The organism is Alicyclobacillus sp. ALC3 (assembly GCF_028751195.1).
GTDB lineage: Bacteria > Bacillota > Bacilli > Alicyclobacillales > Alicyclobacillaceae > Alicyclobacillus_L.
Map to the genome: position 1 here is coordinate 1768216 of NZ_CP066784.1, position 25349 is coordinate 1793564.

Here is a 25349-nt window from a genome sequence, read left to right on the forward strand (position 1 = left end):
GCATTCGAAAGAGGTGACATACATGGGACGATATGAAATCCGTTTACCGGAGCTTGGCGAGGGTCTGCATGAGGGCACGATTGGCAAGTGGTTGGTGAAACCTGGTGATACCGTCAAGGAAGATGACGCCATCGCCGAAGTGGAGAACGACAAGGCGCTCGTCGAACTTCCAACGCCTGTCGACGGGACAGTTAAAGAGATCCACGTGGAAGAAGGAACAGTAGCGACTGTCGGAGACTTGCTGATGACCTTGGAAGTTGAGGGCGAAGGCAACGCCAGCGGCGATGGTCATGCCGTGACGCAGACAGAACGGCAAGTGACAGACGCTACGCAAGGCGTCGCCCGCACTGGCACCGAGGCAAACACAGCAGAAGGCATGCGCGGTGCGACGGCTGAGGATGGCGAACAACAGACGAACGCACAGCCCGCAGCCGTGGCTCCCGCTAATACAGCCCCTGCTGCTACGCCTGAAAGTGTACATGGTGCCTCCGTTCACAGCGCCGCACGCGAAGTTCTCGCGACACCAGGCGTGCGCAAATACGCGCGCGATCGGCAAGTGAACATTGAGAACGTGACCGGGACTGGCCCGAATGGTAAAATCACGGTGGAAGACGTGGACATGTTCCTGCAGCGCAAATCGGCGCCGATTACACCTGCCCCCTCGTCAGCAGTTGCTGCGCAAGAGGTTGGAACTGATGGCGCGAGCGCAGAAGTTCCGACGACACCAGTGGCTTCGGGCACTGAGCGGGAAGAACGAATTAAGCTCACGCAGATCCGCAAAGTGATCGCGAAGTCGATGGCAAAGTCGATGTATACTGCGCCGCACGTCACAGTGATGGATGAGGCAAACGTCACAGAACTGGTCAAAATGCGCGAAGAACTGAAGCCGATGGCAGCAGGACGTGGTGTAAAGCTCACCTATCTGCCGTTCGTCGTCAAAGCACTGGTGGCAGCTCTGCGCATTCACCCGACACTGAACGGGACGTACGACGAAGAGAATCAGGAACTTGTCGTGAAGCACTACTACCACATCGGGATCGCAACCGACACCGACCGCGGCCTGCTCGTTCCGGTCGTGCGAGATGCAGACCGCAAGAACATGTGGCAAATTGCCGCGGAGATCAGTGACTTAGCAGGGCGCGGACGGGACGGAAAGCTCGGCGCCAATGAACTGCGCGGGAGCACCATCTCCATCACGAACATCGGTTCCGCAGGCGGGTTGTTTTTCACACCCGTGATCAACTACCCTGAACTCGCGATTCTTGGAGTCGGGCGCATCACAGAGCGTCCGATTATGCAAAACGGAGAAGTGGTTGGGGCTCACATGATGGCTTTCTCGCTGAGTTTTGACCACCGCATGATTGACGGTGTGCTGGCGCAACAGTGTGTCAACGACATCAAGAGACTGCTCGAAAATCCGCGTCTGCTCCTGATGGAGGTGTAAAGATGGTTGTTGGAGAGTTTACGGAAGAAGTTGACGTTCTGGTTATCGGTGCTGGCCCGGGCGGCTATGTCGCCGCTATCCGCGCCGCTCAACTTGGCAAATCGGTGACCGTAGTCGACAAAGCCGAACTCGGGGGTGTCTGTCTCAATCGCGGCTGCATCCCTTCCAAGGCACTGATTTCCGCAGCACATCATTATGAGGCTGCCAAAGACTCGCCGTTCCCTGGCGTCCAGACGACCGCGGAACTAGATTTTGCGAAGGTGCAAACGTGGAAGCAGTCAGTCGTGGACAAGATGACCGGTGGTGTCAACACGCTCTTCAAAGGTAATAAAATCAACTTCGTGCAAGGCGAAGTGTTTTTCTCGAAGCCCGACGAAGTGCGCGTGATGAAAGAACATGAGAGCGAGCGCTTTAAGTTTCAACACTGCATTATCGCGACCGGATCACGGCCGATTGAACTGAAATCCCTGCCATTTGGCAAACGCATCATCTCGTCCACTGAGGCCCTGATGTTCGACAAGGTGCCGGAGCGCCTGGTTGTCGTCGGCGGTGGGTACATCGGGATCGAACTCGGTCAGGCCTACGCAAAGTTTGGGTCACAGGTGACCATCGTGGAAGGTACTGGGTCCATCCTCCCCACCTTTGAACCACAACTGGTTCGACTGGTGCAGCGCAACCTGAAGAAATACAACGTCGACATCCACACCAACGCGATGGCGCAGTCCGTTACAGAAGACGAGCACGGCGCGACACTGACCTTCAAGGTGGGCGATGAAGAGAAGACAGTCACGGCCGACTACATACTCGTCACTGTCGGTCGCCGCCCCAACACGGACGACCTTGGCCTAGAGACGGCGGGTATCAAAGTCGGCGCCAAGGGCCTGATCGAAGTCGACGAGCAGTGCCGCACGAGTGTGCCAAATGTGTACGCGATTGGCGACATCGTCCCAGGGCCTGCGCTAGCGCACAAAGCGTCATACGAAGGCAAGGTTGCGGCTGAAGTGATTGCTGGCAAGCCGAGCGTAGTCGACTACCGCTGCGTACCGGCTGTCGTCTTCTCTGATCCCGAAATCGCCACGGTCGGACTCACCGAAGACGAAGCCAAAGAGCAGTACGGCGAATTGGCAACAGGTCGCTTCCCGTACGCCGCGAACGGCCGCGCCGTCGCCCTCGGCGCCGATGCAGGCTATGTGAAGCTCATCGCCGACAAGAAGAGTGGGCTCCTGGTCGGTGCTCAGGTCATTGGCGAAGAAGCATCTAACATCATCGCGGAGCTTGGCCTCGCTATTGAAATGAGCGCGACGCTTGAAGATGTGGCGCTGACCATTCACGCACATCCGACGCTCGGTGAAATGGTCATGGAGGCCTCCGAGGTTGCCCTCGGCACGCCGATTCACGTCGTCAGCAAGTAGCTTTTAGCGATTGCGGCAGCGACTGCGGCAGCGACCGCGTCGGCGATTGCGACAGCGACCGCAGGCCGTCGACAGAACGTAGGTGCAGAGGCTGTCCCGAAGGGCATTTCACCGTGCCTGACGGGGCAGCTTTTTACACCCCATGACAGTCTGCGGAAAGTCTGAACAACCCTGGCGTCGCTAACCTTTGATTTTGGCCCCGCGCGCGGCGAGACAACTGCAAAAATGTCGCTATCGCCCCGGTTTTGGGGTCATTAGCGTTGTTGCTCCTAGTCTCGCTCACATCGCCTATGACACTTCCTCACCGCCGCACTGACTTGCACAGACGCGCGGGCATCCGCGCGTACTGTGCAGCTTGTCGGTGCCTACTTTTAGAGCCCCAGCCCACCCCCTTGTCATTTCCAAAGGAATCCGGGCAGGTATTGTCGAAGCAAGCAAAACCGTGGAACCTGTGTTGGAGGGATTATTTGTGAAAAAGTCGATCGGTTGGATTCTATCCATTATCTCAGTACTCAGCATAGCGAGCGTTGCAGTTTCAGTTGTGTTGCTTGGGCGCATGTCCACGCTGTCCGGAGCGCTAGGGAAATTGGCTACGCAAGTCACTGTCGTGCAACAAGGCGAATCTACCATCCTGTCGAAAACGAGCCGTCCCAGCCAGTCGTCAAACACGAGTTCTGCGAACACAACTAACACCGCAGGCAACACCACGGGCAACACCACAGGCAACACCAGCGTCAATGCGACGAACAGCGCCACCGGGTCTGGCGGAAACTCCACGCCACCAGTCTCCACACAGTTCACGAATGCCGAAGCTGTGAAAATCGCGAACACCATCCCTGGCATCCAAGCGAATGCCGCGACGGACCCAAATTTCACGGCTATTCCTCAAGGCACCCAAGTGTCATCAAGCGGCTACATCTACATCACTGTCGAATACGCAGACAAGATGCCTAATCACATCAGTGCGTTGTACTGGATCGATGTTCGGGCTGACGGCCTAGTGCGCAACCACATGACCCAAGGCGCGTGGGTTCGACCCTCCAAGTTGACGCTGTCTTACTAGTGGCTCCCCTCTGTTTCTGACAACATCGGCAATGCCTCGACGAACGCTCGAGCATCTGCCAGAGTGCCGCGGTGATCGAATTCTAGATGACCGACACCGCGGTCAATCAGGCAGTCGGTCACGAGATACGTCTGCATACCAATCTTGCCAGCGACTCCATCCTCTTGAACATCGTTTCCGAACATGATGCACTCGAACGGCGAGACGCCCAGTTTGTCCATAATCTCGACATAGTACTTCGGGCTGGGCTTACAAAAGTGGGAGTTTTCCATCGTCGTGACCAAGTCAAACGGCAGGTCGCCGACCCCAGCCCACTCCAGCCGCCAGCGGATCGCGGTTTCCGGAAAAATCGGATTCGTTGCAACTACGACCCGGTAGCCTTTTTCAAGCGCGTTTCGACATATTTCCCGAGAAATAGCGCTGGGCTCGGACAAACTGCGCAGTTCTGCGAAATCTCTTCGGTAAAACTCGTCAAAAAGCGGCCAAATGTCCTCTTCTGTCACAGCCGCACGGCCGAAGAAGGCGGCCTTAAACACCTGTTCGTTTGTCAGGTTCGGGTCTTCATTGCGGATCATCGCTGCTGTAGCTGCCCAGATTTCCTTTGTTGCGGTCTCAGGCTCCAGGAGATGCGAGATGCGCGGCAAGAGAGCGCGAAAGTACCCTTTCATAAAGACATCGAGTTCAAGCGGCAACAGTGTTCCGTCGAGGTCAAACAGCAGCGTATTGAGAGCTGTCTTCAGGGCCGTCACCCTCCTGTAGTAGGATTCGCATGCGGTCAAGCACGCAGGTCAGGAAAACCAAGCTGCCGCAATGCTTCAAACACGACGATCGCTACAGAATTCGACAAATTGAGCGACCGTGCCTCATCGACAATCGGGATCCGCAGCGTCTCGTCCGGATGCGCCGCCAACAGGTCGCGGGGCAGGCCCTTGGTCTCTTTGCCAAAGACGAGAAAGTCGTTAGGCTGGTATTCCACCTCTGTGTAGCTGTGTGTACCTTTGGTCGAGAGGTAGAAAAACCGCCCGTTCGGATGCTTGTCCCAAACCTCTTGTAGCGAGTCGTGGTAGCGAATGTCGAGCAAGTGCCAATAGTCCAGCCCCGCGCGCTTCAACTGCCGGTCATCCGTTGAAAAACCCAGTGGGCGCACCAAGTGCAGAACGCTCCCGGTCGCCGCGCATGTCCTTGAGATGTTGCCAGTGTTAGCCGGAATCTCCGGCTCAACCAACACAATGTGCATATAAATCGCCTCTTTACACGGGGGAATAGGGCTGCGGCCTGCTCCAAGCAGCGAGACCGCAGCTTATAACACAGTGTCAGGGATGTGCAGAAATGTGTACTTGGTCTGCGAAGTCCAGGCCGGGCTGTCAAGGTACTGATAATGCCGATGATAGCTCGGAATTGTGTGCGCATTGACAAGCGGGTCACCGGCGCTGTCAAAGTCCACCACAATTGTCGAGTGAGTGATTCGACCGCTGCCACTCCAATCGTACATAATCAGGTCCCCAACCTTCAACTCACGCGGATCGGACACGGCCTTCGCCTGCGCCTCTGTAACTAGGTGCTGATGCAGAGCATTTGCGACCGACCAACTGTAACTCCACTGTGGCTGCCGCGATGCGTCCCCGTATCGATACCACCAGCCCGTCGCACGGCTCTGCCCGCCCGTCATCCGCCTGTGGCCAGCGAGCAAACACTGAGACACATAATTCGTGCAGTCGTCATCGACAAATTTGATACAGCCTGGGTTGTAGCTGTTCCACCAAAGTTCGGCGTAACGCTGGGCGCGGACGCGGTCATAAGCGGTCCGAGTCGCACGCATCTCCTGCACTTCATCGCCCCAGACGCCGGACGATGAAAGTCCTCCGTCCTGCACAATCGCCGCGTCTGCGCTGCGTTTCACTTCTTCTGTCGCTGTACTGTCTTCAATCAGAACCCAATGGTCCTTCTTCCACGCCCACTTCTGCCAATGCCGGATTACGCGGGACTCGACACCGTAGTCATGGCGATCCCGATACACCCATGTAACGCACTCATCGACAATGATCCGTACCGTCTGCCCACTTCCTGGCTCCATCTGAACAATCGTCACCTTGGTGTGGGTGCGCAGCAAGCGACTCCGACGTCTGCGAAGCTCGCGCTGCTTCTGTTGGATTCGCTGCAACCATCTGCGCACAACGTTGTCAGATGGGTCACACCCAGCTGACTTCGCGAGAACGGTCGTGTCGCCCGTAATCCAGTACTGGTTCAACCTGTCGAAAAAGTTGCGTACAGCCTCTGTGAAGCGGTCCATCCATGTCCTCCCATCGTAGACTGCAACCAACGAATGCACGCGTCGCTGGCGTTCTCGTTCCGTACAGCAGCCCACCGTTTGTGTATGGTATGACAGGACCCCCGTGTGGTGACGCTATCGGTGCGATTGTGTTTTCAGATTTCCCTGATAGGTGCGGCAAATTGACGGTTCTATGGACTTCGTGGTTCCTTTGAATCTACTGTGCTACACTACTCCCCGGAACTGAGTTTCACACTGTGCAATTTGCAGGAGGGTCCACACAGTGACTGAACCAGCATCGCACGAATCGGCACCGACACCCGGCCAGCCCGCGACCGTGCGCGCCGTCGACAGAGCGCTCGATATCCTCCTGTGTTTCTCGAAGGCGGATGGCGGCTTGACGCTCAGCGACATTGCCAGGCAGGTTAACCTTCACAAGAGCACTGTGTATCGGCTGCTGATGTCGCTGCAAGTCAAAGGGTTTGTCCGCAAGGCAAGCGACTCCGACCGCTACCTGCTCGGATGGAGCGTGCTCGAGCTGCTGAGCAGCTTGCACCAATCGGATCAACTGTCTGCGCTTGCGTTGCCGGAGATGACGCGACTACGTGACGCGATCGGCGAGACGGTCAGTCTTTATGTCCGCTCCGCTCTAGAACGGGTCCGCATTCAATCGGTCGAAAGTCGACAGCCTGTACGCAATGTCGGTACCATTGGTCGGCGCTACCCCCTCTATATCGGAGCGTCCGGCAAAGTGCTGCTCGCGTTCGCCGACAGTTCCGTCCGCGACGCGGTGTCTTCCAGCGAAGTACTCCCCGAGGACTTGGACCGCAGTGAATTTCTGGCGCAGCTCGATGCAATCCGTCAAGATGGGTACGCAGTCAGCATTCAGGAGCGAGATGTCAGCGCCGCCGCGCTGTCTGTACCCGTGTTCGGCCGGGACCAACACATCGCGGCCGCTCTTTCCGTATCAGGGCCTGTTTCTCGCTTCACACCGGAACGTATGCGCGACTCCGTGGAACTGGTTCGGGGCGCGGCGTCTTTCATTACAAAACTGCTGTCGCACTAACGTTCCGCAACAGCAGAATTGGGGTGATGTCATGAATCGTCCAACGATTGTCGTCATGGAGGGAGACCAAACCGGGCAAGAGTTGCTAGAACAGGCATTGCGTGTTCTCAGCCCGCAAGTCATCGGCACGGAGCTTTCGTTTGAGCGGTTTGACTTGAGTCTGGAGAACCGCCGCAAGACGAACAACCAGGTAGTTTATCAGGCCGCCAAGGCAATGCGCGAGTCCGGTTACGGCATGAAGGCCGCAACGATTACCCCCGAGGAAAGCGGTGACGTAGGCAGCCCCAACGCCATTTTGCGCAGCGAGATTGGCGGTACCGTCATCGTTCGCACGGGCCGACGTATCCCCGGCATTGCGCCTCCGGTCGGCGTGTACTCTCCCATTTCGGTCGTTCGCATGGCTGTGGATGATGCGTATGGGGCAAAAGAGTGGCGGGAGCACGGCGATGAAGATGAAGTGGCCTACCGGACGGAACACATTTCTCGGCGGGTTTGCCACGGTGTCGCAGAGTACGCCTTCCTTCACGCCCGCAAACTCCACGCTAAGGTCTTCGGTGGCCCCAAGTTCACTGTCAGCCCAGTCTACGAAGGCATGTTTAAGGAAGAACTCGACGCCGCTGCGAAACGCTATCCGGACGTCCCGTACGAGCCGCAGTTAATCGACGCAACGTACGCCCTCTTGTTGGTGAAAGCAGGCGAGGCACTTGTCATTCCGGCACTGAACCGTGACGGCGACTGCCTGTCGGACCTTGTGTTGCAGATGTTCGGATCGATCGCCGGGTCAGAGTCTATCCTTCTGTCACTCGGTAGCGACTGGCAGCCCGAAGTCGTAATGGCTGAAGCTCCACACGGCACAGCGCCGAGCTTATTTGGCAAGAACGTCGCCAACCCGATGGCCATGATTCTCGCTGGGGCATCCTTGTTGTCCTACAGCCAGGACCGCGCGCTGGCAACAGCCTCACGCGCAATTTACGAAGCCACACTCGAGGCTGTGATGAATGACGTGCGCACCTCTGACTTACGCGGTCAGGCAAGCACCACAGAATTCACCGATGAGGTCATCCGCCGCGTCCAGCAGAAACTTGAAGTCTGGAGCACGCTTGGCGAAAGCCGCTAACTGGTACAAACGCCCAACCCACTTTGAGCTCTCCCCGAATACTCTGGGGTAGAGCCCAAAGAAGGTTGGGAGTGATCGGGCATGAAGCGCACTCGGGCCCTCTCGGAGTGGATGCAGGTCCTGCATAACTTCACCGAGACACCCTATGTCTTGCAGGCACAAGTCGATGAACTGAAACGGTCACTGCAGGGCAATCTGGCTTCCGACAACACCACTCAGAAGCGTCAAGACCGCGCGGACGCTGATGCAGGGCGGCCCCCGCGCACCGTACAGACTCGGGGTGAGGGTCAGGCTCGTTACCGGTCCACACAAGCCAAGGTACCGGCTGCAAGGCCAGGCACAACGCGCCATGACGGCCGCGGCGACCCGGGCGTACACGCTAGCTTACAGGTCGAGCGGAAAGACAGCGAAACAAACCCACTCGGCGGTACCAACCAAAGTCTGTACCGCGCTGCGCGGCAGGTCGGCTTTGCGACGAGCGTACTTGATGCCTACCCGTGGAACGCCACAAACGCAGAACCATTCCGCGGCATTCTACGCGTTCAAACAACAGAGGGCGACTTCGCGCTCAAGCGCACCCACATTTCTGGCCAACGCGTGGCATTTCTCGAGCAGTTAACCCGCTACACAGCCGACCGCAAGTTTCATCGGACATCAACATTCCTGAAAACAAAAAAGGGTCGCGCGTACGCGGTTCGCCAGAACGAGGTGTACTACGCGACACGCTGGCTCGATGGCCAACAGGCCAACTTCTCCTCGATGCAACAAGTGCAGGCGGCGGCGCGCGCACTCGCCCGCTTCCATCATGCCAGCCGCGGCTTTGACCCCGCCGGCTTTGTGCCGAAGATGGAGTTCGACCTTGCCAAGATGCTCCGTGAGCGACGCAGTGACCTGCGCGCGCTGTTCACGCAGTGCGAACGCCGACGCACCGTGGACGCGTTTGACGAGGTGTTCCTGGACTTAAAAACCTCGCTCCTGGCAGACGCAGACGACAGCCTGAAACACGCGGAGACATCTGCATGTGTAGAGTTTTTGCAAGACGACCAGGCCACCCCGGGCGTTTGTCACCTTGACGTGACACCGGCAAACATCGTGATGGACACAGAAGGCCGTGCCGTGCTGATTGACCTCGATCTGGCTACGTACGCACCGCGCGTACTCGACCTCGGGCATCTGTTGCGGCGCAGCCTACAGCAATCCCACTGGGACAGCCAGATAGCCTATACCTGTTTTCTCGAATATCACGCAATCCAGCCGCTGCGAGCGCCTGAGTATCAGCTCGTCCTCGCCCTGCTCCGATTCCCGCACCGCGCCTGGCGGCTCGCCCGCTCGCACTACCGAGACGCACCTGACGCACTGCAACTCGACGAGTTGAGGTCTTACCGCGCACAGGAGGAACACCGGCAAAAGTTTCTCACGGAGCTAGAAGCCGAGATCGCCAAGGTCGAGGCGTAAGCCGACAACGTATTCTCCCATGTCTTACAGACCCCTGACTCAGCGCCAGGCGCGTTCGAGGTCAAGAAGACGCTGTTTCAAGTCGACGTGTTTGCCTGCGTATCCGACCAGAGCGCCGTTTGCACCGATAACGCGGTGGCACGGGACGATGACAGAGACCGGATTGCGCCTGTTCGCCTGACCTACGGCACGCACGGCGCGTGGGTTGCCTATGGCGTTTGCGATGTCCTGGTATGACCGTGTCTCCCCGTAAGGGATGTCCCGCAGAGCGTTCCATACCGCCGTTTGGAACGCGGTGCCTTGCAGTGTGACAGGGACCGTGAAGTGCTGGCGACGACCTTGGAAGTACTCTCTCAATTCTGCAATTGCCTGCTCTGCCCAGTGCGCTGCGAGATCACGATCGCTGTCGAGCCGTGCAGTGGAAATGAATGTTGATGCGTCCTCCGAGATGGATGGCGCGTCAACTAAATGCTGCCCTGGATTTGTCTGTCCACCTTCGTCCGGACGAACCCAATCAGTAAACGTGACACCTTCCGAGGTGGCACCAACGCTGATGCCACCAAGGGGTGTGCGTACCGTGCGCCAAGCTGTAGCTATCGCCTCAACCTTGCTCATCTCGACCGTCTCCCTTGGGACGATTTACTGAGGGCCTTTGGACCCGTTCGATTGATTGAACTCAGTGCTCGCCTGCATATCCTCGCGAACGGATTCGTCGACTTCCTGAGTAATTGCATGTGCAACAGCGACTCGACAGTCTTCGCTGTCAATCTGTGCGAGCGCCCAAGCCGCGCTTGCCCGCAGTTCAGGGCGCGGGCTCTGCAAAAATGGGAGGATGTGCGGTACAGCTGCGGCATCTTTGCAGTTGCCAAGAGCAATCAGTGCGTTGCGTTGCCAAGTGCGCAACCCTCGCCAAGCGCCAGCCGTATGCCCATACATCCGCTCGAACTGCCTGTTCGACAGCGCGAGGATAGCAATCAAGTCCGGGTAAGCCAACTCCATCACTGGCGTGAACTCGGCATGTGACGCACTCTCGCTACGGTGGTTTTGCGGACACACCCACTGACAGGTATCACACCCAAACACCCTGCGGCCGAGCGCTTTTCTTAGGTCCCGGGGGATGATACCCTTCATCTGCGTCACGTACGACAGGCAACGGGTCGCGTCGATCACGCCGGGCCCGAGCAGCGCACCTGTCGGACATGCGTCGAGACAGAGTGAACAAGTCCCACAGGCTGCTGTTTGCTCGAGTGCATTAGGTGGAATGTTGATATCCACGCCCAGCGTGCCCAAAAACACATAGGAGCCGTAGGGAGGGGTAAAGAACATGCAGTTCTTCCCCACCCAGCCAATTCCCGCGCGCTCGGCGACGCGGCGGTCCACCAGCGGTGACGTATCCACGGCGACCTGTGCTGTTATCTTGTGGCCGACAAACTCCTCAAGCGCCGCTGCAAACGCGCGTAACCGCTCATGCATGACGCTGTGGTAATCCACGCCATAGGTGTACACCGACGTCTGTCCGTACGCAGTGTGTTCCCCCGCCCTCGTGTCACGCCGGGGGTGGCGCCTGGCCAAGTCGCGGCCCGCTGGCGTCAGGTAGGCGAGTGCGACAGCAATGAGCGATTTCGCCTCCGGCATCCAAGCTCGCGGGTCAATCCGCTGCTTGTCTGCATGCCACTCAAAGCCCGTGCGACCGCGGTCCGCATATTGCGCCAAGCGCGGCTCGAGTTCAGGAAACGGATCGGCAGACGTCACACCGACCGCGTCGAAGCCAAGACTGCGCCCTAGCGCGACGACAGCGCTTCGGTCGAGCCAAGGGACAGGAGAACGCGTCATGACTTTGGCACCGCTTGGCGGGCAAGCTCGTCACAGCGTTCGTTCCACTCGACACCAGCGTGACCTTTGACCTTTTCAAACTGGACTTGATGCTGTTCGACAAGAGAAAGTAATCGCTCCCACAAGTCCCGGTTCTGAACCGGGTCGCCCTTACTGTTCTTCCAGCCGTTTTTCCGCCAGCTGACATACCACTTCTGCCGAAAACAGTTGATGACATAGGCCGAGTCACTATGCACGACGACCTCCGACGGCCGTTTCAGACAAGCCAGTGCTTCAGCCACAGCGGTCAGTTCCATTCGCTGATTGGTGGTCTCACGCTCCCCGCCAGAGACTTCTTTCACGTGCCCACCATATTGAAGCACAGCTGCCCAGCCACCCGGGCCAGGGTTGTATGAACAGGCACCGTCCGTGTAGATGACGACCGGACTGCGCTTGTCCGCCGCCGCGATTGGTTCGGCCATTCGCATCCCTCCGGCTCCTATTATACAGACGCCGTTTCACTCCGTCCTCTCCGACGGCAGAATCCCTCCGCCTAAGCGATGCATGAGAAAAATATTTTAGGTGAGGACTCGCCAAATCGCGACACTGCTTGTGGCAAGGGAAAGCACGGCCAAGAGGTAGGCGGGGAACGCGTAGCCAGAGCCGCGGTGCTTCAGCCAACGCCCAAACGACCACGTGTAAATGGCGACCCAGAGCGGTACCAACATCGCAATGACCATGATGACCACGTCAGACCCGTCTCCCTTCGCGGTGGTTCGTGCCGCGCAACGTACCAAGCAAGACGATTAGGAGCGGCAAAGCGAACACAAGCGTCCAACCCCAGGACAAAACATAATCTCGGTCGATGAAACCGACCTGCGCCACATCCTCAGGCCACAGGCACAAAGACAGCGCGAGCACGCCAAGTCCAGGGACAATCGGGCGGAATGTCGGCCACGAAAACGCGCTGGAGAGGATGTAGGCGGCACCCCACAGCGTGATCGACATCTTCACAACCGCAGCCATCACCCACATCAGGACGAAGATGCTTTCAACGTGCTGGACCCAGCGACCGATGCGGATCATGCGGCCGAGTTGGTACATGGCAAACGGTGACTCTGTCGCTTGATGGGCTGGAAACACCATCAGGAGACTGGCCATGAACACCGTGAGCAACAGCGTCGCGATTGTGATACTACCGACGCCGACCGCCCGCAGAGACCGCGCGTCATGTGCGTGAGGGTAAATCACGCAGAGCAGAAGCACATTGATAAAAATCGATGAGAAGCGCACGCCGGCAAAAGCCACAGAGAGCGGTCCCGTTCCCCACAGCGGCAAAAGTTGAACGGGGTGCCACCAGTTCATCGTAAGGACACATGCGCCTAGAATGCCGATGATGAGGATCGGCTGCACAAAATAGGACAAGCGCGCGATGCCTTCGAGGCCGTAGTAAGCGACAGTACACATGACGACCGTGAACAGGCCGCTGATGACTAGAATCGGGGTCGAAGGCAACACAGTCGTGATGACATCTGCAGTAAACTCGCGCACGACCGTAGCTGTGTCGATCAGAAAGTACAAGACAATGAGCAGAGCCACGAGAATCGCTGCAAAAGAACCAAAGGCCTGCTTTGTCACCTCAACGATATCGAGGCCAGGGAAGTGGCGACGCAAGACGCCTTCGACGAGGAGAAACAGCGCCAGCGTAAGTACCCCTGAGATAAGCGGCACCATCCACCCCGCTTCGAGGCCACTTTGGGCCGCGTACTGCGGGTAGTTGAGAAAAGCGCTACTTGCCACAAACAGCGTCATCATCGCGGTCAGTTCCTTCGCGCCGACGCTCGCTTTTGCTTGCACTTGTTGGCTCACTGCCCGTCATCCCCTCGCTTGCCTGATTGTCCCTTTTTCTTGCTCTTTGTCGCGTGACTCCACGGCCTCGTAATCGGGTCTTCTCGCCAAGTCCGCTGCGTGCGCAGGTAAGCCGGACGCTGATTCATCAGGTAAGCTGGTCCACGCATTAACACGTCTGGCGATGACCCCATGCTTGGCGCAATCGGAGCGAGCAGTGGAACCCCAAACGACTTCTGCACACACAGCCGCACCAGCACGACAGCGGCTAGGAGGCCTATGCCGTAAAACCCAAAGAATGCAGCCGCGGCCAGAAATACGAAGCGAATGATTCGCACAGCAAACCCGAGGTTGTAGTTTGGAATGGTGAACCCAGCTAGGGCGGTGACCGCAATCACAATCACTAAGAGCGGGCTGACAATCCCCGCTTGCACGGCGGTCTGACCGATAATCAAAGCGCCGACAATGCCGATTGTCGGCCCAATCACCGACGGAATCCGGATACCCGCTTCGCGGATCAGTTCGATCGCGAACTCCATGATGAGCATCTCGAAGATAACCGGAAACGGCACCTGCTCCCGTGCACCAGCAATAGCGAGCAGCAAGTCAGTCGGGAGCATCTCCGGGTGGTAGTTAGTGACTGCGATATAGAAACTCGGCAAAAGCATCGCAGTGAACAGGGCAAGCCAGCGGACCATACGCAAGAAACTGCCAAACGGCACTTGCAGGTAGGCGTCTTCCGGAGAGTGAACCATCGTCCAAAACACGACAGGCACCGCCAACACGTAGGGACTCTGGCCAACAAAGATTGCGACGTGACCCTCCGTCAGCATCGTTGCAATGCGATCCGGTCGTTCTGTCGAGAGGATCTGCGGGATCGACAGCCATGGACTGTCCTGAATGAACTGTTCGAACGTCCCGCTCTCGCTCAGGTAATCGACGTCGATGGACTCAATGCGCCGCTTGACTTCCTCGATGAGCTTTGGATTCGTCAACCCATCGATGGACATGACGGCGACGTCGGTGCGCGCGAGCCGACCGACGGAAAGCATTTCTGTGACCAAGCGCTCGCTGCGCAGACGCGCGCGAATCAGTCCGGTGTTCGCGCGAAAATTCTCGGTAAACGCATCATGTGGTCCGCGCACGACGGCTTCTGTCTGCGGTGTGCTAACCGACCTGTGTTCCCAACCCTTGGTCTCGACAATGATTGCGGAGTCACAGCCGTCGACAAAGACGACACTCGCGCCGGTGAGGACGGCTGGGATGAGCTTTTCCCACTTCTTCACCACGCTCACCTGATTGCTCGGCAAGAGCGCCGATTCGACGACTTTGATGCGTTCTTGGCTTGACACCTCTGGCTTCGGACGCGTGAGCAACATCAAGGGTTCGAGCATGTGGGTGTTGATGATCAACTTGTCGGAGATGCCGTCAATGTACACGGCGAACGCGCGCCATCCGTCGACTCCGCCAACCGTAAAGTCACGGACAATGGCATCCCCGTTGTCCGGCATGCGGAATGTTTTTTTCACGTAGGCTTGTGACTTCTCGAGAACGGGCGATACGAATTGTTCATCGTCTGTCTGCGGTTCGTGAGCCGGTCCGGAGACCCACTCCTTCAGCGGCATCGGTCGGATTGGAGAGAGCACAGTCTCAGACGGATGCTCTTCACGAGACGCAGATTGTCCACCGTCTTGCCGCTCACCACCGGACTTCTGCCCGCTGCTACTGTCGGTCAGGGTAAACTGGTCGTCGATCACGCTGTCATCCACGGTCAGCAGAGTTTTTATCCACGCGGGCACTGCAACCATCTACTCACCCTCTCGCTCGCCAGCATCCGGGCAAAAGCCCGGGTTCCAATTCGGAACAACCTTTCCTAGCGTGCGACGAGCAAACAGGCATTATGCCTTTGTGCCAGGGGTACTCTCAGAGGTGACCGGAGAGAGCAGATTGTGGAGTGATGAGCACCTGCACAGACAGTTGCTTGGTTTGCGAGGAGTAACCGAGCACACGCAGCCCGTACGGGTTAGCGGGGCGTGCGGTAAAGTTGATTTGAAGGGTGTTGGTGCTGGTATTCACCGCAATCCAGTGTGGCCAGGGAGCGTGAGCCAAGGTCAAAACGAGCAGGGACGGGGGGACTGGGATTCCACCGAGAGTGGCGCTTTGAATCTGCATCCCCAAATTTCCACCCTGGATGTGCGGCGCGATCGACAGTTGCACAGGAACCGACCGACTTCCCAAGCGCAGCCCGAAGTCTACAACCCACTGGTTGCCAAAATTGACGCGGACGTACGACACCGCTTTCGTCACTTCCGGTTGTTTGGCAAGTGCGTAGGCTAAATACGTGTTGATGGCAGGCGCCCCCATCGTCAGTTCAATCGGTGCCTGCTGTGAAGACCCAGTAGACGACTTCGGTGGCGTGGCAGGGGTTGCGGCCGGAAGCGTGGCAAACCACACCGCAGCCGCGATTGCGATCAAAAGATCGATGGAGATGATGAGTACAAATGCCTTCTTCCACATCGACGGGTGCCTCCTTGGTGTCGAGCGTGGACAATCGCCAACCGCATCCGTTAACATGAGGAACAATGGTCAGAAGCACAAAGGAGCGTCATGCAACGTGAACGTCAATACATTGCGCAATTGGGCGCTTGCCTTCATGTTCGGCGGGTTTTTCGTGATGTACTGTGGTGTGTTTAACCGCACCCTCCTGCCCTACTTGCTGGCAATGGGTGGCGTTGGCGTCGTTGTTGGCATTTTGATGTACTTTCGCTACGGTCCAGTGACGGCCAGCATTCAAACCGTCAAATGCCCTTGTTGCGGGCAAGAAACACGTCTGGCGGGCGCCGTAGACGCGTGCAGCCACTGTCACCAGCGGCTGCGGAAAACCGAGACAGGCAGTTACGAGCCGGACGTGAAGGCCACGTCGCGCGAACGCTAAGACTTGTTCCTGGCCCCTCGCTGGCTGCGACTAGGCTTTTCTTCGAACACTTTGCCCCTGAGCTTCGGATCTCCCTGCATCTTTTGGTAAAAAGCGCAGAACTCACTCACTGGACAGTTGTCACATTTCGGGCTGCGAGCTGTACACACCTGGCGGCCATGGTGGATCAGCCAGTGGTGAGCCTGTCCCCACAGCTTCTGGGGAATGCGCTGGCAAAGCTGTTGTTCCGTAATTACCGGATTCATGCTATTGGCGACGCCAATTCGATTCGACACTCGCTGAACGTGCGTGTCGACAGCCAAAGCAGGCGTGTCAAACGCGTTTGACAGAACGACGTTCGCTGTCTTGCGACCGACCCCTGGAAGTTTCACGAGGTCTTCCACAGTCTGTGGTACTTCGCCGTGGAAGTCTCGCAACAACATGCGAGATGTCTCGACAATGTGCTCAGCCTTGGCCCGGAAGAGTCCGAGTTCTTGAATGTCTTCTTGCAGTATTTCCGGTGTAATCTGCGCGTAATCCTGTGGACCGTGATATTTTTGAAAGAGTCTCGCAGTCACTTGATTGACCCGCACATCCGTGCACTGCGCCGACAGCATGGTCGCGATTAAAAGTTCAAACGGTGTGCTGAAGTTCAGGGCGCACCTGGCGTCCGGGTAGGCTGCTTCCAGCTTGACCAACATGCGCCGCGTGTTGGCGCGAGACATCAGTGCCATCTTAACATCCCTATCTCTCATCTCTCAGATTGGTTTACAATTAACTCTATTGTGTCGCCTTTACCCCTAACCTGTCCAGTACCAGGTTCGCTCTCGCACTCCGAGTAACGCCGCTGCCGCGCTGCAGCGATCAGGTCGTCGCGACGAATAGCGTCACGCAGCACTTCCCGGACCAGCAGCGGCTCAAACTCAATGTCCCTGGCGTTGCGAAACTGGGGAAAGACCAGCGAGAGCAACAGGTACTCGCAAGTGACAACGCGGTACCACCGCTCTGACTCAACCGCTGCTCCGCCAACGGAAAGGGAGAGCAGCCGTCGCCCTCCGTCGGCGTCCCGAACCCAGCAAGCCTGTGCGCCGGCAAGAGCCAAAAACCCAACCACCGCACCGCGAAAGCCAAAACCGAAACCGGGCCGGAGACACGACTTCGGGTTCAGCGAGTCAGCTATCACTTGTTCCAAGTCGCTGCCGCGAAGACTCAGTACAACCGGACGCGTCGGCGTCGAACACGCACCGTGCACGTGCAACGTCGTTACATCGCCGGTAAGTAAACTCGCATTAAGCGCTCCAGCCATCATCAAGCCAAGGTCAGAGGAGTACTTTTCAAACAACGCGTCGACAAGTAGGTTGGCAAAGTCAGACTCCTCATCAAAGCGAGTGATGAGCGGTTTCTGCAGAGTCACGATTGGAGTAGACAAATTTGTCTCGACCTCAAGCAGCAACGCCTGATACGCAAACAGCATCGCTTCATCAAACGCACCGTGTACGTCGACCGGGAGCGACTCGCTGTGAACGCTGACGATGCGCTTGTGGATGGGGTCATAGTTCATCGTGGTGTGGCCGAACGCGAAGGCGTGTTTGCCCGCTTGGAAAATGGCCGTCCGCCCGACCCACTCGGCGGCCTGCATAAACTGGTGCGTGTGCCCACCGAGGATGACGTCAATCCCTGCCACTTGCTGAGCCAGCTCCCTGTCTGTAAACAAGCCTAGATGCGACAACGCGACGACGATGTCGCAGCCGCGGTCGCGCAAGGAAGCAACCGCGGCCTCGGCTGCCAAAAATGGTTCGAGCGCCTGCACTTGGAGGACACTGTACGGGCGCTCGTAGTCCGGTGTTACGCCAAAAACGCCAATTTTGACGCCTGCCCGTTCATACACATGCGTGTCGACAAAGCCAGGAAAACGCGCGCCGCTTGATTGCCTGAGGTTGGTTCCGTAAACCACCGTGCGAGCGCGGACCGCCAAGTTATGCCAGCGGTCGACCGGAACCGTCAGCCCTTCGTTATTCCCAAACACCCAACCGTCCACGCCAAGTGCGCCGAGCAACTCTGCGTTGATAGCTCCGAGCGTGGCCTCCGACTCCGGTCGGACACGATCGATAGTGTCGCCGATGTCGAACGTCAGAACCCACTCGCCGCGCGCGGCCAAAGCACTCCGTAAGTTCCTCAACAATGCGCCAAGCCGCATATGATTTTCAATCTGGCTGTGCACATCGTTGACGTGGAGCAGGTGGATGTCCACTGCAACACCCCTTCGTCGGTAATTTAAGCTCTGAGTGACCGGCGGAGGACTTTTCCGACCGCAGATTTTGGTAAGTCCTGTTTAAACTCAATCAAGCGCGGAACCTTATAGGGTGCTAGCTGCTGTCGGCAAAAGGCGATGAGGTCGGCCTCAGTGACTCCCTCGCCGTCGCGCAACACGACGAACGCCTTCACCGTTTCACCGCGGTACTCATCTGGCACCCCCACGACAGCTGCCTCGAGCACTGCCGGGTGCTTGTATAATGCCTCTTCGACATCGCGCGGGTAGACGTTAAAGCCACTTGAAATGATGAGGTCCTTCTTGCGGTCGACGATAAACGTAAAGCCCTCGTCGTCAATTAACGCAATGTCCCCTGTCAAAAGCCAGCCGTCAACGAGTGTGCGCGCGGTTTCTTCGGGTCGATTCCAGTATCCTTTCATGACCTGCGGACCGCGAATGGCCAGTTCGCCGGACTCTGTGTTCGGCATTTCTCGGCTTGGGTCATCAATTGCTACAATCTTTACTTCTGTTTCTGGCGCAGGGATGCCGATGCTCCCCACCTTGCGCCTGTCACGCAGCGAACTGTGCGTCACGGGTGACGATTCGCTGAGCCCATAGCCTTCCGACATCACAGCGCCGGTCAATTCCTCGAAGCGGTGCAGCACTTGCACAGGGAGCGGCGCACCGCCACTGTTGCAAATGCGCAGCGACGACAGCGCTGTTGATCCCGGTGTCAACACCTGGGTCAATGCCACATACATCGTCGGCACGCCAGGGAAGGACGTCGCTTTGTACTTTTCGACCAGAGTCAGCAGTTCTTTCGCGTCAAAGCGCGGAACAAGCAAAATCGTCCCAGCGAACGCAATCGGCAGGTTCATGCAAATCGTCATCGCGTAGACGTGGAACAAGGGCAACGCACAGACGACCACGTCGTCCGGCTGTGAACCACCCGGCACAAAATAATTCGACTGATAGACATTCGCAACGAGGTTGCGGTGCGTCAGCATCGCACCTTTCGACCGGCCAGTCGTGCCGCCCGTGTACTGCAAAACTGCAATGGTGTCTGCCGGGTTCAAATCCGGTATGACCGGCTCTGGCGCTGAAGGGACAGCGGTCATCCACTCGTCGAACCAGCGGTCTTGCGCAGACAGCGACACAGTCGTCGCGCCAAAGCGCACTGCGACAACGGTCTCCAGCGAAGCGGGCCGCACAGACTGCACAAGCGTCACGACTTCAGAGTACGCGACAAGCGCCCTGCAACCTGAGTCAGTCAACAGGTATGCAAGCTCTGGACCAGCGCTAATCGGGCTAATCTGCACCACGATGGCCCCGATACCTGTGATCGCGTAGTAGGACGCCACGTACTGCGGGCAGTTCGGCAACATGATTCCGACACGATCGCCTGGCTTGATGCCAAGCTCCTGAAGTCGACCCATCACGGTCTGAACCTGATGGTGCAGCTCTGTGTAGGTCAGTTCATCGCCTGCGAAAATGAGCGCACGATTGTCTGGAACTTCGTCAACCGTTTGCTTGAGCATCTGGTACAGTGTGAGACTTGGAATTTCCATCTCTGGTCCCCGGATTGACATCGTCCTGCCTCCCCTGGTCATTCGCACTGTTGCCCATTCATTTATCATGCGGGTTATGCCTTCTCCACCCGTCAGCCCGTGTGCCTTCTGTCAGGCTGTCTGACCGTCGAGACCTAGTTCACCCCGAACGTTTTGGAGCGCTCGGATCACGAAGTCGATGTGTTCGTCGAGATTCACCCCGAGTTCCTCCGCGCCGTTGTAAACGTCATCCCGGTTGACGCCGCGTGCGAACGCCTTGTCTTTGAGCTTCTTTTTGACACTCTTCACTTCGACGTCCGCCAGGTCGCGATTCGGCCGAACCATCGCAACAGCCATGACAAATCCGGACAACTCATCGCACGCGTAAAGCGCTTTCGCCAGTGGTGTATCGCGCACCAGCCCGTTATAGTCAGCGTGCGCTCGAATCGCGTAAATGACATCGTCCGGGTAACCTTGCTGTGCTAAGATTTTCGCCCCTACAATCGTATGTTCCTGCGGGGTTGGGTATTGCTCGTAGTCAAAATCGTGGAGTAAGCCAGTGATGCCCCACTTCTCCACGTCTTCACCAGACTTCTGCGCATATGCACGCATCGACGCCTCCACGGCAAATGCGTGACGCAACAGCGATTCGGATTTCGTGTACTGCTGCAGTAGTTCAAGCGCTTGTTCACGAGACTTCAAACCGCTGTCACCTCCGTCTGAGTAAGCCGCAACAGCGGCTTTACATCTAGAAAACACTCGCGCACGGTTTGTTCGAACTGAGCCGCCGTCAATTCAACTGCCTCTGCACGCTCCAGTCGCAAACCAACGAGCAGTTCTCCCTGCCTACCCTCAAGGCGTTCGGTCAACCGGACAAGTTTCGCCTCATCCACCTCAGTTGCCGAAATTGCTGCGGGGTCCATGTGATTTGGGATGAACACCCATGATTTTGGCACCTGGGCGAGGACTTCCTGTGCATGCACACGCAGTTGTCTTGCGTAGTGCATACGCAACGGCGACTCGTAGATCAGTCCAAACGTCGCAAACACATGTGTCCCCCACAGTCCGATCTGAAAATGTGGGTGCTTCTTATAGCCTCGCTTATCTGGGCAAAAGGCAACCCACGTATCATTCGGCGGGTTCACCGTGCGCCGCGCGTGTTTAGCGACGTGTGCGTACACCGGCTGTTCCCACAGTTCCGACAAAAATGGCGTGAAATCTCTCCCGAGCTGTTCCAGTTTAGGCCGGACCTGCGCGATTAAGGCCTCCATCCTAGCTTCCAGCCCAGGCACAGAAAACACTGCAAAGTCGCGGTCTTCAAAGCCAGTAAATTCCACTCTCTCACTGCCTCTCTACATGGTCAAAGTGCATCCGGAGTCTGTTCTCGTGCACACAAAGTCGTTCTTGTGCACGCTTGTTTGCACAGCTTGTCTCTTCTAACAGTAGACAACAAGCGGATTTCTCGCAAGTCAACTAATCACGGCGCCAGTGGTACGCGCCTTGCGCAAAATCCGCTCAAGCCTGTGCGCCAAAGCAGCCCGAGTGCCGTCAGTCGCAGAGATACCAGCACCCTGCGCTATCAACTGCCGCTCCCGTCTGTCGAGCGCGCGCTGTGCCCAACATGCCGCAGCATGCCAGTCCTTGTCTCGGTGCTCAGCAGCTTTGGCAAGTTCAACAGCGGGCAGCACAGAGTCCGCAAAGCGCTCGTGCATAAGCTCCCACACCCGGGCCGCATCGTGCAGATGTCCCAACCGCTTCAGATGTAAGGCGTGCAACCAGAGCGCTCGCCAGTCTGCATCCGGACAAGCTGCAGCTGCCTCGTAACAAGCGCCGGCAAGGTCATATGCCCGCCACTCTTCATACCAGCGTCCTAACGCAACGTGTTCTCCCGCCAGGACAGCAGGTTGCCGACCTGACAGCAAGTCTGCGACGCGCGCCATCAACACGACGAGGGAGCAAACGTCGGCTGCGTTGTGATCGAGCACTGGGGCCAAGCCGTTTACGTCGCCAGTTCGCAGCCACGAGAAGTAACGGGCTGGCGCTTCTTTACCCGGCAGGTCGTCCACGCGCGTCAACCCGAGCGTATGTTGTTCCAGGTGCCCGAGCGACACCTTGCCTAGGCTCGACTTCCATAATCTGCGGCTGGGGTACAACAAGTCTGCGTGGCCAATCTGCGCGCTGGCGTAGCGAGCGTGGTCGGTTATGCGGTGCATAACCAAGCGGTTTTGTAACAGCGGCCAGTCAAAACTTCGGCCGTTGAAAGACACCAGTACAGACGGCTCTGCGAAGTGCTGCTCGAGCAGGCCCGCGAGTAGGGCGGGTTCATCCATTGCATCTACAAGCAAGTACTGATCAACAGACAACTCGTCCTCGACAATACGGCCAACGGCGTGCAGAAACGGAAACGTGCCGGCTCCTGTGCCAAGACCGCTGGTTTCGGTGTCGTAAAAACGCAGGCTGGAGGCTGCAGGTACGTCCTGTAACTTCGCAACGCGCGCTAAAGCAGTAAGGTCTGCCGCGAGCAAGTCAGAAAACCTACTGTCCCCGTGCATCGTCAGTAAATCGTACGTGAGCGTCCGCACCGAGTACGGGCCAAGCGGACCCACTTCCTGGCGAAATCCGAGCTTCGCCAAGGTCAGGCGCTCCGGAGCTGCAGGTTCAATTGCGTTGTCAGACGCAGTGGGTGCTGCGGGCGATGGCGGTATGCGCGCGACGGACTGTTCAAGTGAGCGCAGGCGCTCTTTCAGGGAGCGATTCATACGCGGTCTCCCGAGTAGAGACCTCCGTCCTGTGCGGCCAAGGGCCGTGTGGCTCCTGCACCGCTGACGACTGCGACCAGCAATTGTCTGGTCAACTGCTTAGGGTCGTCAGTCCCCGCCTGTGGTCCAACGCAAGACGGACAACCGGCGGTGCAGGGGCAGTCCTGCACCATCTCCAGGGCCGTCCCTGCAACACACTGTGCGTCCTTGTACACGCGTTCACTGAGGCCAATGCCGCCTGGATACGCGTCGTACAAATAGACCGTCGGCCGACCCGTCAATTCATCACGCACGTGCACAGCGACATGCAAGTCTGTCGTCGAACACATGCAGTGCAAGGAGGCGGCGTGCCGAAGCACATGTGCAAAACCCGACAGAGCGGTTTCCCAAGCAGCGCGATCAAACGGGAGGTCAGCCTCACCAAAGGAACACCAGTATCCCGTGGTGTGTAGTTCCGCCTCAGGCAAGTGGATTTTGCCCCACCCCAAGTTCTCGTGCGTGTCAAACTTCAACTTTTTGAACAGAGTGGGCGTGGCATTCACCATCACTTCGCCTGTCTGATGCAAAGCCGGAGACGGCGAAAGTTGACGCTCGTCCAGTACGTCAAGGACCTGAAGTCGGACAGAGAGTTCAGCGTCGGTGTAATAGTCCGCTTCGACCGGGCGCACAAACGCCTTGCCGTTCTCGAGATCAAGCCTTTCAACCTGGAACGATCGCGATTGATGGAGATAAATCGCCTCTTCATGCAGCGTGGTCAGTGCACTAAACCGGTCTGTCTCACCAATCACAAGCGGCTTCGGGCCGCTGATGTCGACTATCACCACGTTGTCTTGCGCCGCACTGCGTAGAGATATGGCGTGGCTAGGGAGCGAGTCCGACATCCAGAAGTAGCGGCCATCCGCTCCTTGGTGCAGGACACGTTGTTCAGCAAGGTAGTCAAGGAGCTCTTCTGTTGTCTCCACTCCAAACGACTCTGTCTTCGCAAATGGCAGTTCGTAGGCGGCACACTTCAAGTGGTCCATCAAAATCAGCAGGTTTTCCGGGTAGAGGCGTGCAGCCTCTGGAGACGCCTCGAGCAGTGCATCTGGGTGGTTGACCACGTACTGGTCGAGTGCGGATGCGTTTGCAATGTAGATGCCTGCCGATAAGCCATTTCTTCGCCCCGCCCGGCCGCTCTGCTGTCGGACAGATGCGATAGTCCCTGGGTAGCCGACACTGATAGCGACCTCCAGCGAACCGATGTCTACGCCGAGTTCAAGCGCGTTTGTGCTGACGACACCGCGAATGTCACCACTGCGTAGTCCACGTTCGATGCCTCGCCGCTCACTTGGCAGGTAGCCGCCACGGTAGCCAAACACCTTGTGCTGCATCCTTGCCGATACGTCTCGCTTCCAGTACGACGCGAGCACCTCCACCTGCGTCCGCGCTTTGACAAACGCGATTGTGGAAATATCCTCTTTGAGCAGGCGCGCCCCGATACGCCTAGCCTCCTGTAGCGACGACCGACGCAGTCCGAGTTGAGGAGTTATGATGGGTGGGTTATAGAGCAGCGTGTGGCGCTCTCCAGTTGGCGCGCCTGACTCTGTGATGACATGAACTGGGTGACCGGTTAGTTCCCGCCCAAGGTCTGCCGGATTCGCCACTGTCGCCGAACTCAGGATGAACTGCGGGTGACTTCCGTAGAAGGCGGCAACGCGTTGGAGACGGCGCAAGACGTTGGCAACGTGGCTGCCGAACACACCTCTGTAGATATGGGCTTCGTCGACGACGATGTAGCGTAGATTTTCAAACAGTCTCAGCCACTTTGTGTGATGTGGCAAAATAGCCGCATGCAGCATGTCTGGGTTGGTGACGACAATGTGTCCGGCTTCCCGGACCTTCTGCCGCGCGTGCATCGGCGTGTCACCGTCATAGGTAAACGACTGCACGCCCGTTTCAAGGTGTCCAATCAGTTCGTGCAACTCGGCCACTTGGTCTTGAGAGAGTGCTTTCGTAGGAAACAAGTAGAGGGCTCGCGCCGAAGAATTCTTGCAAATCGCATCGAGGACGGGCAAGTTGTAACAGAGAGTTTTCCCACTTGCTGTCGGAGTCACTACCATCAGGTGTCGTCCGGCGCGCGCAACTTCAGCTGCCTCTGCCTGATGGCTGTACAACTGGTTAATTCCTCGCCCTTTCAACCCACTCAGCAAGTCTTTGTGAATCCACTCCGGCACCGAGCGTAAGCGCGGCAGACGCGCAGGTTGTACGCGCCAAGCCGTCACTTGACTAGCAAACTCAGGCGTACTCTGCCATTCATCGAGTAACGCGGATAACTGCACTGCGCTCACCTTCCTCGTACAGACAAATTCGACGTTTAAGAGCGAACTCCTGTTCGGGTAAAACTGACAGAGAC

The 25349-nt window shown here is 57.6% G+C and carries 24 protein-coding genes; 7 read left to right on the plus strand and 17 right to left on the minus strand.

Annotated features, from left to right (window positions below):
- Window positions 1-22 precede the first annotated feature (22 nt).
- From JC200_RS08325 to JC200_RS08335, 3 genes are all read left to right on the plus strand, one after another.
- Window positions 23-1444, plus strand: a complete 1422-nt coding sequence (locus JC200_RS08325) for a dihydrolipoamide acetyltransferase family protein (RefSeq protein ID WP_274435800.1) — start codon at window positions 23-25, stop codon at window positions 1442-1444.
- A 2-nt stretch (window positions 1445-1446) separates the two neighbouring features.
- Window positions 1447-2856, plus strand: a complete 1410-nt coding sequence (gene lpdA / locus JC200_RS08330) for a dihydrolipoyl dehydrogenase (protein ID WP_274435801.1) — start codon at window positions 1447-1449, stop codon at window positions 2854-2856.
- A gap of 469 nt (window positions 2857-3325) precedes the next feature.
- Complete coding sequence (locus JC200_RS08335) at window positions 3326-3919, plus strand: hypothetical protein (protein WP_274435802.1); 594 nt, start codon at window positions 3326-3328, stop codon at window positions 3917-3919.
- On the opposite strand, the gene JC200_RS08340 is transcribed toward JC200_RS08335, so the two are convergent.
- The 3 genes from JC200_RS08340 to JC200_RS08350 are packed head-to-tail and all read right to left on the minus strand — an operon-like array spanning window position 3916 to window position 6209.
- A complete protein-coding gene (locus JC200_RS08340; protein WP_274435803.1) occupies window positions 3916-4668 on the minus strand; it encodes an HAD family hydrolase in 753 nt (250 codons plus the stop codon). The two genes, JC200_RS08335 and JC200_RS08340, sit on opposite strands and share 4 nt — an antisense overlap.
- 26 nt (window positions 4669-4694) lie before the next feature.
- On the minus strand, window positions 4695-5162 hold the full coding sequence (trmL, locus tag JC200_RS08345; protein WP_274436501.1) for a tRNA (uridine(34)/cytosine(34)/5-carboxymethylaminomethyluridine(34)-2'-O)-methyltransferase TrmL: 468 nt from the start codon (window positions 5160-5162) through the stop codon (window positions 4695-4697).
- 57 nt (window positions 5163-5219) lie between these two features.
- Window positions 5220-6209, minus strand: a complete 990-nt coding sequence (locus tag JC200_RS08350; RefSeq protein ID WP_274435804.1) for an amidase domain-containing protein — start codon at window positions 6207-6209, stop codon at window positions 5220-5222.
- A 262-nt stretch (window positions 6210-6471) separates the two neighbouring features.
- Between JC200_RS08350 and JC200_RS08355 the strand changes: the two genes are divergently transcribed.
- From JC200_RS08355 to JC200_RS08365, 3 genes are all read left to right on the plus strand, one after another.
- The gene (locus JC200_RS08355; RefSeq protein ID WP_274435805.1) at window positions 6472-7254 is read left to right on the plus strand and encodes an IclR family transcriptional regulator; all 783 of its coding nucleotides are present in this window, start codon (window positions 6472-6474) and stop codon (window positions 7252-7254) included.
- Window positions 7255-7285: 31 nt separating this feature from the next.
- On the plus strand, window positions 7286-8371 hold the full coding sequence (locus tag JC200_RS08360; RefSeq protein ID WP_274435806.1) for an isocitrate/isopropylmalate family dehydrogenase: 1086 nt from the start codon (window positions 7286-7288) through the stop codon (window positions 8369-8371).
- An 81-nt stretch (window positions 8372-8452) separates the two neighbouring features.
- Window positions 8453-9826: a CotS family spore coat protein gene (locus JC200_RS08365; protein WP_274435807.1), complete on the plus strand. Its 1374-nt coding sequence runs from the start codon at window positions 8453-8455 to the stop codon at window positions 9824-9826.
- Between the two features lie 39 nt (window positions 9827-9865).
- Here JC200_RS08365 and JC200_RS08370 read toward each other — a convergent pair whose 3' ends face one another.
- From JC200_RS08370 to JC200_RS08400, 7 genes are all read right to left on the minus strand, one after another.
- A complete protein-coding gene (locus JC200_RS08370) occupies window positions 9866-10441 on the minus strand; it encodes a methylated-DNA--[protein]-cysteine S-methyltransferase (protein ID WP_274435808.1) in 576 nt (191 codons plus the stop codon).
- 24 nt (window positions 10442-10465) lie between these two features.
- Window positions 10466-11659 carry a tRNA epoxyqueuosine(34) reductase QueG gene (gene queG / locus JC200_RS08375; protein WP_274435809.1) on the minus strand — a complete coding sequence of 398 codons (1194 nt, stop codon included), beginning with the start codon at window positions 11657-11659 and terminating at the stop codon, window positions 10466-10468.
- On the minus strand, window positions 11656-12120 hold the full coding sequence (gene rnhA / locus JC200_RS08380) for a ribonuclease HI (protein WP_274435810.1): 465 nt from the start codon (window positions 12118-12120) through the stop codon (window positions 11656-11658). The genes queG and rnhA overlap by 4 nt, the downstream gene beginning before the upstream one ends.
- 96 nt (window positions 12121-12216) lie before the next feature.
- The gene (locus JC200_RS08385; protein ID WP_274436661.1) at window positions 12217-12387 is read right to left on the minus strand and encodes a hypothetical protein; all 171 of its coding nucleotides are present in this window, start codon (window positions 12385-12387) and stop codon (window positions 12217-12219) included.
- Between the two features lies 1 nt (window position 12388).
- The gene (locus tag JC200_RS08390) at window positions 12389-13507 is read right to left on the minus strand and encodes a GerAB/ArcD/ProY family transporter (protein WP_274435811.1); all 1119 of its coding nucleotides are present in this window, start codon (window positions 13505-13507) and stop codon (window positions 12389-12391) included.
- Window positions 13504-15294 (minus strand): spore germination protein, encoded by a 1791-nt coding sequence (locus tag JC200_RS08395; protein ID WP_274435812.1) that lies wholly within the window; start codon window positions 15292-15294, stop codon window positions 13504-13506. The genes JC200_RS08390 and JC200_RS08395 overlap by 4 nt, the downstream gene beginning before the upstream one ends.
- Before the next feature lie 115 nt (window positions 15295-15409).
- Window positions 15410-16003, minus strand: a complete 594-nt coding sequence (locus JC200_RS08400; RefSeq protein ID WP_274435813.1) for a DUF2140 family protein — start codon at window positions 16001-16003, stop codon at window positions 15410-15412.
- A gap of 97 nt (window positions 16004-16100) precedes the next feature.
- Here JC200_RS08400 and JC200_RS08405 point away from each other — a divergent pair, with 97 nt between their 5' ends.
- Window positions 16101-16421: a DUF2614 family zinc ribbon-containing protein gene (locus JC200_RS08405; RefSeq protein WP_274435814.1), complete on the plus strand. Its 321-nt coding sequence runs from the start codon at window positions 16101-16103 to the stop codon at window positions 16419-16421.
- On the opposite strand, the gene nth is transcribed toward JC200_RS08405, so the two are convergent.
- The 7 genes from nth to JC200_RS08440 all read right to left on the minus strand — a co-directional run bounded on the left by nth (window position 16418) and on the right by JC200_RS08440 (window position 25275).
- Window positions 16418-17134 carry an endonuclease III gene (gene nth, locus JC200_RS08410; RefSeq protein WP_274435815.1) on the minus strand — a complete coding sequence of 239 codons (717 nt, stop codon included), beginning with the start codon at window positions 17132-17134 and terminating at the stop codon, window positions 16418-16420. The genes JC200_RS08405 and nth overlap by 4 nt on opposite strands.
- Before the next feature lie 17 nt (window positions 17135-17151).
- The gene (locus JC200_RS08415) at window positions 17152-18651 is read right to left on the minus strand and encodes a bifunctional metallophosphatase/5'-nucleotidase (RefSeq protein ID WP_274435816.1); all 1500 of its coding nucleotides are present in this window, start codon (window positions 18649-18651) and stop codon (window positions 17152-17154) included.
- A 23-nt stretch (window positions 18652-18674) separates the two neighbouring features.
- Complete coding sequence (locus JC200_RS08420; protein WP_274435817.1) at window positions 18675-20240, minus strand: long-chain-fatty-acid--CoA ligase; 1566 nt, start codon at window positions 20238-20240, stop codon at window positions 18675-18677.
- A gap of 90 nt (window positions 20241-20330) precedes the next feature.
- Entirely contained in the window at window positions 20331-20900 is a 570-nt protein-coding gene (locus JC200_RS08425; protein WP_274435818.1) for an HDIG domain-containing metalloprotein, read from the minus strand.
- Window positions 20897-21535: a DUF1054 domain-containing protein gene (locus JC200_RS08430; protein ID WP_274435819.1), complete on the minus strand. Its 639-nt coding sequence runs from the start codon at window positions 21533-21535 to the stop codon at window positions 20897-20899. Before JC200_RS08430 ends, JC200_RS08425 begins: the two co-directional genes overlap by 4 nt.
- Before the next feature lie 132 nt (window positions 21536-21667).
- Window positions 21668-22957, minus strand: a complete 1290-nt coding sequence (locus JC200_RS08435; RefSeq protein ID WP_274435820.1) for a ribonuclease H-like domain-containing protein — start codon at window positions 22955-22957, stop codon at window positions 21668-21670.
- On the minus strand, window positions 22954-25275 hold the full coding sequence (locus JC200_RS08440; RefSeq protein ID WP_274435821.1) for a DEAD/DEAH box helicase: 2322 nt from the start codon (window positions 25273-25275) through the stop codon (window positions 22954-22956). Before JC200_RS08440 ends, JC200_RS08435 begins: the two co-directional genes overlap by 4 nt.
- Window positions 25276-25349: the final 74 nt, after the last annotated feature.

Bases quoted from the DNA above. Each gene is read 5' to 3' on its own strand.
- lpdA (WP_274435801.1), top strand. From the start codon at position 1,447: ATGGTTGTTGGAGAGTTTACGGAAGAAGTTGACGTTCTGGTTATCGGT.
- JC200_RS08350 (WP_274435804.1), bottom strand. From the start codon at position 6,209: ATGGACCGCTTCACAGAGGCTGTACGCAACTTTTTCGACAGGTTGAAC.
- JC200_RS08325 (WP_274435800.1), top strand. From the start codon at position 23: ATGGGACGATATGAAATCCGTTTACCGGAGCTTGGCGAGGGTCTGCAT.
- JC200_RS08370 (WP_274435808.1), bottom strand. From the start codon at position 10,441: ATGAGCAAGGTTGAGGCGATAGCTACAGCTTGGCGCACGGTACGCACA.
- JC200_RS08360 (WP_274435806.1), top strand. From the start codon at position 7,286: ATGAATCGTCCAACGATTGTCGTCATGGAGGGAGACCAAACCGGGCAA.
- queG (WP_274435809.1), bottom strand. From the start codon at position 11,659: ATGACGCGTTCTCCTGTCCCTTGGCTCGACCGAAGCGCTGTCGTCGCG.
- JC200_RS08420 (WP_274435817.1), bottom strand. From the start codon at position 20,240: ATGTCAATCCGGGGACCAGAGATGGAAATTCCAAGTCTCACACTGTAC.
- JC200_RS08435 (WP_274435820.1), bottom strand. From the start codon at position 22,957: ATGAATCGCTCCCTGAAAGAGCGCCTGCGCTCACTTGAACAGTCCGTC.
- JC200_RS08395 (WP_274435812.1), bottom strand. From the start codon at position 15,294: ATGGTTGCAGTGCCCGCGTGGATAAAAACTCTGCTGACCGTGGATGAC.
- nth (WP_274435815.1), bottom strand. From the start codon at position 17,134: ATGGCACTGATGTCTCGCGCCAACACGCGGCGCATGTTGGTCAAGCTG.
- JC200_RS08365 (WP_274435807.1), top strand. From the start codon at position 8,453: ATGAAGCGCACTCGGGCCCTCTCGGAGTGGATGCAGGTCCTGCATAAC.
- rnhA (WP_274435810.1), bottom strand. From the start codon at position 12,120: ATGGCCGAACCAATCGCGGCGGCGGACAAGCGCAGTCCGGTCGTCATC.
- JC200_RS08400 (WP_274435813.1), bottom strand. From the start codon at position 16,003: ATGTGGAAGAAGGCATTTGTACTCATCATCTCCATCGATCTTTTGATC.